Origin of the sequence: Aquimarina sp. BL5, from assembly GCF_003443675.1 — a bacterium.
GTDB lineage: Bacteria > Bacteroidota > Bacteroidia > Flavobacteriales > Flavobacteriaceae > Aquimarina.
The window spans coordinates 4,612,398-4,625,521 of sequence record NZ_CP031963.1 but is presented as its reverse complement, the minus strand read 5'-3'; the positions used below and the strand labels follow the sequence as shown (position 1 = coordinate 4,625,521).

9 protein-coding genes are annotated in these 13,124 nt (G+C 36.6%); all 9 read right to left on the bottom strand.

The features are described 5' to 3' along the window. Positions 1-473: 473 nt before the first annotated feature. A complete protein-coding gene (locus D1818_RS19200) occupies positions 474-875 on the bottom strand; it encodes a hypothetical protein (protein WP_118460834.1) in 402 nt (133 codons plus the stop codon). A gap of 144 nt (positions 876-1,019) precedes the next feature. Further along, positions 1,020-1,469, bottom strand: coding sequence for a hypothetical protein (locus D1818_RS19195; RefSeq protein ID WP_147406110.1), 450 nt, complete (start codon positions 1,467-1,469; stop codon positions 1,020-1,022). A gap of 14 nt (positions 1,470-1,483) precedes the next feature. After that, positions 1,484-3,409, bottom strand: coding sequence for a hypothetical protein (locus D1818_RS19190; protein ID WP_118460829.1), 1,926 nt, complete (start codon positions 3,407-3,409; stop codon positions 1,484-1,486). Between the two features lie 72 nt (positions 3,410-3,481). Beyond that, positions 3,482-4,540 (bottom strand): serine protease, encoded by a 1,059-nt coding sequence (locus tag D1818_RS19185; protein WP_118460827.1) that lies wholly within the window; start codon positions 4,538-4,540, stop codon positions 3,482-3,484. Between the two features lie 509 nt (positions 4,541-5,049). Further along, positions 5,050-7,614 (bottom strand): DUF3892 domain-containing protein, encoded by a 2,565-nt coding sequence (locus D1818_RS19180; protein WP_118460825.1) that lies wholly within the window; start codon positions 7,612-7,614, stop codon positions 5,050-5,052. 323 nt (positions 7,615-7,937) lie between these two features. Next, entirely contained in the window at positions 7,938-9,341 is a 1,404-nt protein-coding gene (locus tag D1818_RS19175; RefSeq protein ID WP_118460822.1) for a TolC family protein, read from the bottom strand. Positions 9,342-9,344: 3 nt separating this feature from the next. Next, positions 9,345-10,700: an HlyD family secretion protein gene (locus tag D1818_RS19170; protein ID WP_118460820.1), complete on the bottom strand. Its 1,356-nt coding sequence runs from the start codon at positions 10,698-10,700 to the stop codon at positions 9,345-9,347. Positions 10,701-10,705: 5 nt separating this feature from the next. Continuing rightward, positions 10,706-12,373 (bottom strand): peptidase domain-containing ABC transporter, encoded by a 1,668-nt coding sequence (locus tag D1818_RS19165; RefSeq protein WP_118460818.1) that lies wholly within the window; start codon positions 12,371-12,373, stop codon positions 10,706-10,708. Continuing rightward, positions 12,366-13,052, bottom strand: coding sequence for a TetR/AcrR family transcriptional regulator (locus D1818_RS19160; protein ID WP_118460816.1), 687 nt, complete (start codon positions 13,050-13,052; stop codon positions 12,366-12,368). Before D1818_RS19160 ends, D1818_RS19165 begins: the two co-directional genes overlap by 8 nt. Positions 13,053-13,124: the final 72 nt, after the last annotated feature.

Here is a 13,124-nt window from a genome sequence, read left to right as displayed (position 1 = left end):
AGGAAATAGAAGGGATTGTAGATAACAACTGCATATAGTTACCCTAGTAACCATATCCCTAATATAAAAGACATATAATCACCAATTTCTATTAAATTCTCCCCACCAAATTACCACAACCACCAACCAATTCCTTACGGAAATCCACAATGGGGATATTTTAGTAGATAAAATGAGGAAATAATAACTCATTTTGGTTTTTAAATATATAAAAATAAATTAACTGTTGTTGTTTTGATGATTGTCCTTCTTATTATTATTCTGGATTCCGCTATACAGCGGGATGACAGGTCATTGTTTTGCTTATTTATAATTGTCGTTTTATCCGGGATTCCAGCCTCCGCTGGAATGACGGGTTCTTTACTTTTTTTTAGAGACTCTGGATTCTGCTTTAGGCTTCCACAGGCATGCAAACCAGGTTTTTTTGAGTTGCCCCCTGAGCGTATACACTGAACGGAGTCGAAGTGTAGCGGTTACTCTATTGATTCCGAATATTCTAAAAACAATTGGCATCCTGCTATGCACCAGGCATAGGTTTCTGCTAACGTTCTCTCTCCTGCTGTTTCGGCACGTTCTCCTTCTGCCGTACAGATCACAACTATATGCTTTATCGCACCGACCATTAGCTTATACAATCTATCATCGGATTTGGAGATAAATGGTGATTGATTGGCTATTTCTAAATCGTTTTTTATCGCTGCGATTTCACTACCAACACCGATCTTGATTACTTGCATCATAGATACAAATCGGATCAATCCTGATAAAAAATCAGTGGGTACACATAAATACCCAGAGCGAGCAGGATCAGGAATTGCCCCGCTATTACTCTCTCTTACAATCTGTTGTATTATCGCAGAAAATGTGGCTGACATATAGGGGAAATTTCTCTCGTTACAAATGTATTTTATTTTTGCAAAGTACTGCTTCCTCTACACGAAAAAAACAGGTACTATTACCTGTTTTTTAATACCCATAGTTGCAATCCGATAAAATGTATAGTTGCTATATTCTCTTGATCATCTCATGAAATATTCCCTAATTCCGAATACGATTTTATCGCTATTGATACGCATCTCTTCTTGTACTGGAGGTGCTTTTACCTTAGCCACTAAACTTTTAAAGATTCTGGGAAATCCAGCAGAAAATATAGCAATTGTTAGAAAATCAGAATCTGTATCCAACATCGTGAAATACAAAAATGAGGCTGTAGAGAATATAATGACCGCAATTATCGTAATCACCCAATAAGCTTTAGAGCTTAGTTCTGCAGGAAAATTACCTTTTGCAATATCACTTCTAAGCTCGAACCAATAAATGAATTCTTGCAAAAAGCAACCGATAAAAGCGGCCATAAGAATATTCCAATTCCAGATATTCCCAATTTCTAATGCAGGAGTATCTGCTTCTCCTTGTCCGAAAGCAGCATACCCCATGCATAGTACTCCTAATGTTAGTATTGTTTTCATGTCTTCTTTTTTTATTAGTAATTGTACTCTATACTATTTTGTCCCCAATCGATATTGGATTTGCGATCTTCTCCATTATTAATTCTAAAAATAATTGGAGTTAATTTCTGAGTAAACGGCTCCATCTCATAAGCGCCAACTGCACTTCCTTTTAATAACAATTGTAGCTTAGGATCTTTTATTAATCCTAATACGGCCGCAGCTCCTCCCGCTATTCCGCCAGCAAGCAATGTGGAATATAAAAATGGACACTTTGTTGCTAACAACGGATCTCCGAGTAACTCGTGTAGCGGACTCATATCTGCTTTTGCTTTGTATCCAATAGGTGCTACATGACCCGTAAGAATAATATCGTCTCCAACTTTTACAGGATCAAAATTAATTTCAGAAAACTGAGTAAAAATATCTCCCTTTAATCTTGTCGTAATACGCTTGTCGTAATTAACCGAACACACTGCTAAATGTCCTATATCTTGCGGTTGTATTTCTAATGAAGATTTAAGAGTAAGACGCACATTGCCTTTCGTTTTTAAATGCATAGATGATAAATCATTGCTCATGGCGATATTGTTAATATTTAATTGAGCCACACCTTCTCCTTCGCTAGATGTTTTTAGGCGACCTAGATTTACAAGTTCACTCGCTTCTACTGCTATCTTACAGGCTGCAACTCTTCCTTCGTTATATACCTGGTGGGCGATCCTGGCAGTTTCTCGAGAAGTTTGCCAGGCTACTCTAGCCGTTTCTCTTGCTACCTTACAGGCGGTCCTGGCAGCTGCACAGAAAGGATCTTCTATCCTTTTGGTAATTTTTATAAAACCTATTCTAACTTTAATCTTTTTCATACAGCTGTACTTGCACGATTTACCATATTTAAAATCAGGAAAACTAAATTTTTCTCTTACCGAATTACAATCCAATTTTAATCTATCGATTTCGAGTTTATCATTACTAGCACTCTTAGGGATATTAATTGGATGATTGACATTTAATGAAGCTGTTGATAACACATCATTAAAAATTCCGGCTATTGTGGATTTCGTAATACCTACAGATAAGCGGGTAGAATCTCCATATGTTTGGAAATTTTTTAACCATAATTCAGTAAATGTGTTCTGATAGGTTTTATAATACTCCTGTAACTGAGTATTACTCGATTTATTTGTTGCTACTACGACCGAATCTGAAACACGCGTCTGTTTTCTTTTTTCCAGCTCCAATAGTATAGAAACACCTTTAGTGTCAACTAGCAAAGAAGTTGTTTTTATATACCTCCCGATATCAACCGTTGGACCAGTAATCGTAGTTTCGTTATTACTAAACAATTCACTAGTATTCAATTTAGTAACCGCTCCCCATCCGGTATAGATTGAAGGCATTTTCTTTATAAAATGTCCATTTAGGTTATCTAAAAAATGTTTGGCTGCTGGTTTTATAAGAGCAGCAATCGCTCTATTGGTTAGTTTCGGTTTGCTATCTGTAAATTCTATATCCTGAACTTTTAATGTTTTTAAAGCCGGAAGTAAGAAGATACTATCTTTAACTGATGATATTGCTATATATCCTTTGAGCTTACCTTTTATTTTTGTCTGTATTTCTAAAAGGGAGGCGCTAAAATCTGCCTCGATTATTATGGCTTGCTTTGTTAGATCAACGGAAGGTTTAAATTCATGTACTTTAAAATTCGGTTCATTCATCTCTTTCGCTCCCTGTTCAATTTCTTTGGGTAAGAATTCTTGTAATATATCTTTACCAATCCGAATCCCTATGTTAGGCTCTAAAGAATCAATATTTTTAATATTCTCTTCTAAAGATTTGATTTGCTGATCTTTCACTGATAATGGTTCAAACTCCTTATTCACAAAATGCTTAACAGTTTTGCAGCTTGCTAAGGAAATCAAGAATAGGAATAGGTAGAGCTTATGTATTTTTTTTGTCATTTTAAAAAAAGTTTTAGAATTTGTTATGATATCATCATTATGAATACCCCTTGTAGCGTAGTAGTTTCTATGCTAGACTAAAGACAAACTTGTGATTAGTTCTAATAAATATTCACATTGTACTGCCCAATTGTATTTTCTATAAGTTCCCGCATGGTGTAATCCTACCACTTTTCCGGATTGTAGATCAATTACCGGAGATCCAGAATTTCCCCCTAGCGTAGAACAGTCGTGATGATATTCATAATCATAAGAATTCGTATTGATGAGTTTACCAGGAGCTAACCTTTTTACATTATATACACTCTTAAAGATTCGTTCCATCAGACTGGAATCTCGTATTCTAGAATCTTTTGCAGGATATCCCAGCGTATATACATATGAATTTAAGGAAGCAGGTACGTCAGAAATTTTTAATCCTTCGGGAAGTATTTGTCCATCTAAATTGTTCGGATTTACCCTCATAATAGCTACATCAGGTTCATTAGGCTTTGCTATATGTACGATCTCATCTATTCTAAAAGAAGATTCTTCATCTACACCAAATTCTTCTTTATAATCAATAAATGATTTTATCGTTCTTCCTTCTAAGTTCTGCTTGAAAACAAATGAGTTTCCGTTCTTTTTTGCAAAAACCTTTGCTACATGTCTATTGGTAATTAAATACTCAGAATTTTCTAATAGCCATCCTGTGCCTACCCAATCATAAGTAGCATGGTTCTGAAGTTCGATTCTCCCAACACTTGGTATATTATCCAGGATGGAGTCATGATGGAGCCTCCCTTTCCAAACATCGCTTTCTGGCTTTTCGAATTTTCCATTTTGTATAAGTAATGAAGGCCGACCGTATTTCATTACAATCGTTTCTGCGGCTATCGTATAAATTTGATCCGCATCTAATGCCTCTATATCAACATCAAATAAGGTTCTATTAAAAATAGAAGAGTTATCTATATTTGATGTATAGTTTTCTTTAAAACTTTCGATAAAGCTCTTATCCCCAGAGAAATTAAATTTTTCATTAATCTCTGCCATGATTTCCGCATCGTTTACTCGCCTTGTGATTTCATCAAAAACCTTTTCTGGGTCCGTACTCTTTCTAAAATTTAAACTAGATAATTGCTTTTCCATAATTCAAAAAAATAATAGTTAACATTATAATATGATGTAAAACTACCGTACGAATGATCGGATCTCAATACCCATTACCCGGTATTTTAAGGCATCACCCCTTACCGACACACCCTTTACCCCTCGCAGAGGTAGTTCGAAGGATTGATTTAATAGTTATAAGAGATGATATAATGCATACAAGGCATACAATGAAGGTAGGAAGCCCTAAAATTAGGGGTAACTGCCCTTCCTAAAGGGGTCTGAGCCCTAATTTTAGGGGTTAGAGGTCATAGAACAACCCTTCGAAGGATTAAAACAATGCTTCGAAACATTGTTTTAATCCTTCGAAGCTGTTCGCTAATGGGTAGAGGCCTTATGTTAATGAGTAAACGCACTTGAGCAGGCCTACACTTCGACAGGCTCAGTGTGACACTCAGTGTGAATACTATTCCGCAATTAAGACATAAAAAAGACCGAGCCCTTGGGCTACGCTCAGGGCTCAGTGTAAATGCTCAGTATAACCAGAATTATTCTTCGATATCTGGTAAAGAAGATAAATTGTCTTCGGTATCATAGTTAGGATAGGTCGTCATATATTCTACCAATCGGAGATCAGTTTCTCCTTCGGCTGTTCGGATATAATAGCGTCTGTGACCATGTTCTATATCTAATTCTGCACGTTGTATCGGCATCTGTATCCCCAGAGCATCATTACATAGATAACTTACCCAGCTTTCCCAGGGAGTACGTCGCGAACCTCGGATTCGTATATGGGTCACCTGAAAACTATTTCCTAAACCGGCAGTACCTACGGACTCCCCTGGCGGTGGTGCTGGTAATGTACTTTCCGGTAATGATCGCAAGTTATTATCCGTAGTTTCATCTGGCAGTGTGGTAAGGTATCTTTTTACATAAATACTAGTACGAGCACCATCAGCTCCGGCTACGTAATACTGTACTCTATTGTACTTAATATCTTCTAAGGCATCTGCTGCCGAAACGGTTTTAAACATTGGTCCAAAATAAAGCTCGGTAATCCTTCCTTCTTCTCTGCGAACTGCTGTTACAGTATGTGCATATTGCTTACAAATAAATTTATGAATCTCTGCTGCTAGAAAATTAGGTCGTTCTACATGCATAGAATGCCCTGTATCTGCTGCATAAACTGCTCTGCCCGGATTATTAATCATTCTGGGTGCCAGAAACTGAACACCTTTATAGATATTAAATCCGGTTTGATCATCTACTACATCATTTTCGCCACCTATTAATAAAGTAGGAACAGTAGATGCCTCATAACAAGGTACACCTCTACTCGCTGCAATTTCATCCTGATGACTAAACAGTAATTGCTCATACGCCACACGCCAGTGCATTCTTCTACGATCGGCAGAATATATTTCTAATAGATGTGCTAAGGCAGCTCGTGATGCCACTGTGGCATCCCATCCGGGGCGACACTCTGGTTTTAATTCACTTAACCAGGTATCGGATTGTTTAATAACAACAATATTGGCAACTCCTTCGAATATCGAGGAACCAAATACTGTAGAACCCGTAAGTCCAGCAGCTAGCGGGGCTACCAAACCTCCTACAAAAGGTATAAATGGAACTACTCCTCCGACCAATGCTGCCAATAATGGTTGGGCCAGTACGGAGATCAGTCTGGTTACCGCTTCGAATCCTGGTGTTCCGTCATTAATAATGCGTTCTCCAGCCAATTGAAGTGCTATAAAATTTTGCCGTGCTTCATTATTTTCAGTTTCTGTAGATCGTATTCTGGTTCTTTCTATCGCTTCTTTTCCGATAATATCGATATGCTCTCCGGGGCTGGGAATAAAATAATCTTTCCGCCCAAAAGACCCATACGAACTCGCAGGTGACCAGGAAACTGTTGCAGTAAGCCATTCGGGATTTGTGACTAATTTTTCTGATAACCTCAGCGCCAGATTTCCGCCCATACTTCCACCCATTACTGCTGCAATGCGATTGAGAATTCCCGGTCTTCCGTAAGCGACCATCATTCTATCTAATCCTTCTATAAAAGACACTGTAAAGGCTTCATAATACTCCAGAATTCCAAATCGACGATCTAAAGGACGATCCGGAACAAATCGTGTGGTGGTATCTAACGGCGAAATCACATCGTGATCAAAATACTGCGAATATCCATTCGATGGATAATCAAAGGCAATCATTACCAATGGTCTTACCAAACAGGATGCTTCTGAGTTTACCAAATGTTCATAAAAGGTATATCCTTCTTCTATATTAGAACTATGTCCGTGCATAAAAACTACCACTATAGCATCATCAGGAATTTCTGGTGGAACATCTGTTGCCGGTAAATTATCAAGAATATTAATTAGTGGTGCTGTATCATCACCACCTGCTATTGCGTATCGCGTTCTACAATTAACAGGTGTACCATTATGGGTAACTCCTACCACGAGATCACGTGTTGCCCAATCGGCAGCTGGAACATTGACGGGTCGCGATGGCTGATCATTTTCTGCATCGACAGCAATCCAACCCAATCCAGGACGCAATGATTCTCTATACGCAACAGGACCGTGCAATGCCCAGATGACAGTTAATGCTCTATTGACGACGGTATCAATTGCATTACGGATGACCGTTTCTTCTGTGGGAAGTGTTACCACCATTCTGGTAGCTGCAGTTTCTATTTCTGTAAAAATTAATTCTTTGATAGCACTAATACTATAACTAAAAACACCTCCCGATTGTACAGTTGCACTGCCACGAAAACTAGACAGATTCGTTACGCCACTAACTGCGAGATCCGCGATTGCCATGGGAATATCAGGATTATCCGCACCACCAAAACCGGGTCTAACCGTAGCTTCTTCTTCTACTACTAATTGAAAAGCGGCTGCAGAAGCCAAAGTGCCCACAGCATCTCCTGATTGTACGAATGATCCATCCCGAAATGATTGATTTAGTCGGCCATCTACAGAAAATAAGGTGTTCTGCTGGTTTTCATTAGGAAAGTAATAGCCTATTAGATTGGTAGCCGGACAAGGTTCTTCTATAGCGTTAAGAACCGTTGCATTTAAAATTGAAATATCCATTGTTACGATTTTTTACGAATGTTGGTTTATATTCCATTAGTGTAAAAAATCGTAGGATGGTAAACTTTTTTATGCACTCAATTACAGATAGTTATGATTTTTAAGCTATACTAATTCGAGTTGCTTAAGAGACTATTACCCTGTAATTCTCAATGGGAGCCCTTAGACTATGCTCAGGGCTCGGTGTAAATGTAAAGTGTTACACTGGCTGTGAACGCCCTTCGACTATGCTCAGGACTCGGAGTGCATACTATGCGGCAATTCAGGTATAAAAAGACTGAGGTTCTCGAAGTCTCTTTCTTTAAAAACAATGTATTAAACTACTACAGGTTCTCTGGATTGACGGCTAGGTTCTTAAACAACTTCGCTTTAGTACTAAAATACTTGTTCTGTAATTTGTTACTTTTTAGCTCTGCATCAATCAATTTACTTTCTCGAGAATTGATCAAGAACAAAGAACTCTCCCCAAAACTAAACTTGCGTTCTTCTGCTTTTAATAAGGTGGTATAATCATTTACAATATTGGCGATTAAACCATTTTGAGTTTTAAAGGATTCTAACTCGTTATAGATCGCATTTACTTTATTTTCTATCTGTAGTTGTACGCTTGCTAATTCATACTGGCTATCCTGTATTTTATACTTGGCTAATTTTACCGCTCCACGTTCTTTTCGTAAAAACAATGGAAACTGAAAAGTGACACCTCCCTTATAGTCTGCAGTATTAAAGGAGTTAGCTACTTCTGGTGAAGCTGTTATAAAATTGTATTCTAGATTAATTTTAGGTAGCAGTTTATTCGCTTTAAGTCTACGATCTATTTCTAATCCTTCGATCTTATAATTTAATGATCTTAGTTTAGGATGGTTTACCAGGTCTACATCTGTCAATAATGCTTGTTGTATCTGTAATGTCTTATCAATAACTTCATCCACCTGATTATCCGGTATCACATTAGGCTGCAACTCTACCGGAATATTATTTCCGATCCATAGATAATTAGAAAGATCTAAGGTGGATTTCATTAGTTTTACCTTTGCTTGTTCTAAACTTAATTGACGGTTTTGTACTGTGATTTTAGCTTCTACAGTATCAATGATCGCTTTATCTCCAGCTAAGGCGCTCTTTTTTACACCTTCGAAACGCATCCTGGCATTGGTTAAAAAATTCTGATAGATCTCTTTTTCATTAAATGCTTCTAACCAATCAAAATAAGCTAAAGATGCATCATATAGAATCTCATTGACCAAAAGATCACGATCAGCCTTGGTTTGTTCTCTGAACAATCTAGCTTTTCTTAACGATGCCATACGATCGTTAATTAATAATCCTTGTGCAATTGGTACTGATATTCCGGCACTATATAATCCATCATCAGGCACTGTTCTTTCTTCATTAAGAAAAACTCCTTCATTCTGCTCGAAATTAGCTTTCAACTCGATTCCATACCAAGTCGGCACTTTGAATGTAGCATTCAGTAAATCATAATATTCGTCTCCTTTAAACTTTTTACGATCATAATCTACTTCAATTTTAGGATCAAAACCACCTCTGGATTTCAGTAAATTCGCTTCTCCAACACTTATATTCAATTCCGCTTGTTTGGCAACTGGATGATGTTTTTTTACAAAACCCAGATACTCTTTAAAGTTAAGCGTAATGGTATCTTCTTCCTGTGCATATAGCACCGTGGTCAAAAAAAGAAAACTGTACAACAAGTATTTGTTCATAGATTATTTTTTCTTTTTGGTAGTTGCTACTTTACCTTCTGGTTGGTAATAATTAGGTGGGAAACCGTTTAACTGTCGCCATAATTCGAACCAGATCGGCACATCCTCTAATAATGCAATAGTATATGCTCCTGATCCTACCCGTACTCCTTCTGGCCATTTGTGATCATTAGGATCTGGGGATATTAATACTCTATATTTTCCATTATCACTAATAAATGTTTCTACTGCAACTACTTTTCCTCCGTAGGTTCCGTAGGACACGTTAGGCCAACCACTAAATATGATTGCTGGCCATCCATCAAATTGTACTCTTACCTCTTCTCCAATATGTACCAAAGGTAAATCTATAGGCCTTACGAATGTTTCTACCGCCATATCATACTCTGATGGCATAATCCCTACTAATTGATCTCCCTCTTTAAAGGTTTCTCCTATACCAGACTGGATTGCTTTATTGATATACCCGTTTTGTGGTGCTCTGATGTAATACAAATCGTTTCGCATCTCATAATTGGTATATTCATTCTCTAACTTGGTTACCTGTGCTTCTGCATCAAACTGACCAGATTGTGCAGTAAACCGATCGCTTTGAGACTTTGAAATTTTCTCTGCATACTCAGCCTGAATCCGGTTCATCTCTATCTGTGCATTGATCACATTATTTTTACTAGCCAATAATTTGTTTTCTTGTGATATTAGCTTGGCTTGCGTCTCTTGTAGCTTCAATCGTTTTGTTTCTACATCCGTCAGTGATTTGAGCCCTTCTTTTTCTAACTTAAGCGTACGATCATATTGTCGCTCGGCAATACGAATATTAGTATTAGCTGCTTGCAGATCAATACTATCACTCTTTACTTTTAATTTAGATTGTAATAATTTGTTATTGGCTTGCTTCAATTTTAACACTCGTTCCTGCACCAAAGCATTTGCTTGATTGCCAAGCGCTTTTACCTTTTCTTCATAGGAAGTAACTGACATCGATTTTGCTTTGATCTGTTGCCCTGTTCTTGCTACTAGATTAGGATCAAAATATTCGTTTTTAATCTCAGAGATTCGTAGGATCGTATCTCCTTGTTTCACATAATCTCCTTCCTGAACATACCATTCTTCTATTCTTCCTGGTATTGGTGACTGAATCGTCTGTGGTCGCTGACCTGGTGTTAGTGTGGTAACAAAACCATTACCCGTAATATTCTGAGTCCAGGGAAAAAACAATATGATAAAAACAATGATGGTAAATGTTAATAAAAACCGGTTAAAGTATTTATAATGCTCCTTACCAAATACCTTCTGTGACGCTTTATATCCTAAAATATCCACAGTTTTGTTTAGCTTGTTATTTGAAATATTTAGCATATCTTCTATTTTTCGCTTACTATTTTTCCGTTATCCATTGTAATAATTCTACCGCAGCGTGATGTCCATTTATTATTCTCACTCACTACAACTAATGCCCAAGGGTTATCGGGATGCGCCAGAAAATCCATAATTCTGGTAGCTTCTGCCCCATTAAATTGATCTAATGGATCTTTAAGAATCAGTAGTTTTGGTTTTCTAACAATTCCACGAGCCAAAACAATCTTTTTAGCAATGGTATATGGAATTTGTCTTCCCTCTGGATATAACATCGTTAGTAATCCCTTTGGTTGTTCCTTAACAAATTGGAGTAATCCTACTTTCTCTAGTGCCCAATACACCTGATCACTAGTGATACTTTTATCTCCGAAAGTGATATTCTCTATAATCGTCCCTTCGAAAGGGGATTCTTCTGTTAGTGACTGTCCTAAATACCCTCTGTAGTAATTAAGGTTTACTCCTTTTAGTGATACATTATTAATATAAATACTACCGCTATCCGGCTCTATCAAACCAGCCATCAATCGCAAAAGTGTTGTCTTACCAGAACCATTAGATCCTTGTATCAATATGGTACAAGTCTCTGAAATATTAAGAGAGATATTATCTATGATTTTTTTATCTCTATCCGGAACCGCATAAGAGACTTGATCTAGCTCTATCACAAATCCTTCATCTTCTTTGAAAGGTTTTTCTCCTTCTTGTGGTTCTAGTTCCTTATCGACTACCTGTCCTATTTTTTCTAGAGAAGTTAGTACGTCATAAAAAGACTCCAATCCTACAATTAGTTTTTCTACAGAACTGATCACTAATAAAATGATGATCTCTGCCGCTACAAACTGACCGATATTCATTTGCTGATTTAAAACTAGTACTCCACCAATTAATAAAAGCCCTGCTGTTACCAGTACCTTAAAACCAATCATCTGGATAAATTGTATTACTAATATCCTAAAATGACTCTCTCTAGAATCTAGATAATCAGCTACCAATGTATCATTCTTATTTAGTGCCAGGCTAGTTCTTCCTGATAGTTTAAAGCTTACTATAGAACGAGCAACTTCCTGAATCCAATGCGCTACTTTGTATTTACTTTTGGATTCGCTCAAACTTGTTTCTAATCCCTTGGTTGCTGTATACTTAAAAACAATATAAATTAACACCAATAACAACAAACCATAAATGATAAAGAATGGATGGTAGAAAGATAGTAGTAAGAGTCCAAAAATGATTTGCACCAATGCTGTAGGGAAATCCACTAGTATTTTGGATAATCCCTTTTGAATTGTTAGCGTATCAAAAAAACGATTAGCAAGCTCTGGTGGATAATAATTACGTAGCTCACTCATTTTGATTTTAGGAAATCGATAGGTAAACTCAAAGGAAGCTCTGGTAAAAATCTTCTGCTGTACATTTTCAATAATTCTGATTTGCATAAACTGAAGTATCCCTACAAATAACACACCTGCAGTAACTAAAATCACCAGAATCACCCAAGAAGTACTAACCTGAGCCCCCTGAAGTAAATTGATAATCGCTTGTATTCCTAAAGGAAGTGACAAACTTACTAATCCAGCAAAAATTGCATAATAAAAAATTTGGAGGATATCTCTCTTATCCAGTTTTAAGAGTCCCATTAGACGCTGCCAAGCAGTCAATATGTTTTTAGCCATTCTTTTGGTTATTTAAAGAATTAAATACTAGGTTAATAAAGTATGTTGTGGGTGTGACATTCTCATCACAATCGGTTAATGAAGAAAAATGATCCTTTAAAAAATGCTGGTGCAAAGCACCTTCGGTAACAGTACTAGCTAGACTAGTAGGATATTTATAATCACCATCTACTTCTGTAATCATATCCTTGATTCGATTTACCAATCTTTTATATATAGAAAAGTATCCATCTTTATTCTCACTATCAACTTCCTTGGTTAAATATGATTTAGAATATTCATTAATGACAATCTTGTTAAGCAGAATTTCATTAATATGCGAAAACGAAGAATCTTCTTTTGTTGTCTGAGTGATAATCTCTACAGCCTTCGTTAGTTTTTCTTTGGAATCAGAAATACTATTTGTGGTAAATACCAATTGATACTCTAACCATCCCCAATACCAAGAAGTAAGATATAAGAGTAGTTTATGTTTGTTTTCGAAATATCGATAAATCGAGCTTTCATTTGATCCTATTTTCACTCCCAACTTTTTAAAAGTGAAACTATCAAAACCAATCTCATCAATTAATAGAATACTAAACTCAACAATTTTTTTCCCTAAAGCCGAAGATTCTGGATCCTTAAGGTATATGTTATTATTGATATTAACCTTTAAGTCTTGAAGTATGTATTTCATAAATAAAACTATTTGCCTCAAAATTAATAGTAATACTATCAATAATTAATACATTAACTATTATTTAACCAA

Excerpts from the sequence above, each read along its gene's own strand:
- D1818_RS19170 (WP_118460820.1), bottom strand. The coding sequence starts at position 10,700 with ATGCTAAATATTTCAAATAACAAGCTAAACAAAACTGTGGATATTTTA.
- D1818_RS19200 (WP_118460834.1), bottom strand. The coding sequence starts at position 875 with ATGTCAGCCACATTTTCTGCGATAATACAACAGATTGTAAGAGAGAGT.
- D1818_RS19190 (WP_118460829.1), bottom strand. The coding sequence starts at position 3,409 with ATGACAAAAAAAATACATAAGCTCTACCTATTCCTATTCTTGATTTCC.
- D1818_RS19185 (WP_118460827.1), bottom strand. The coding sequence starts at position 4,540 with ATGGAAAAGCAATTATCTAGTTTAAATTTTAGAAAGAGTACGGACCCA.
- D1818_RS19195 (WP_147406110.1), bottom strand. The coding sequence starts at position 1,469 with ATGAAAACAATACTAACATTAGGAGTACTATGCATGGGGTATGCTGCT.
- D1818_RS19160 (WP_118460816.1), bottom strand. The coding sequence starts at position 13,052 with ATGAAATACATACTTCAAGACTTAAAGGTTAATATCAATAATAACATA.
- D1818_RS19175 (WP_118460822.1), bottom strand. The coding sequence starts at position 9,341 with ATGAACAAATACTTGTTGTACAGTTTTCTTTTTTTGACCACGGTGCTA.
- D1818_RS19165 (WP_118460818.1), bottom strand. The coding sequence starts at position 12,373 with ATGGCTAAAAACATATTGACTGCTTGGCAGCGTCTAATGGGACTCTTA.
- D1818_RS19180 (WP_118460825.1), bottom strand. The coding sequence starts at position 7,614 with ATGGATATTTCAATTTTAAATGCAACGGTTCTTAACGCTATAGAAGAA.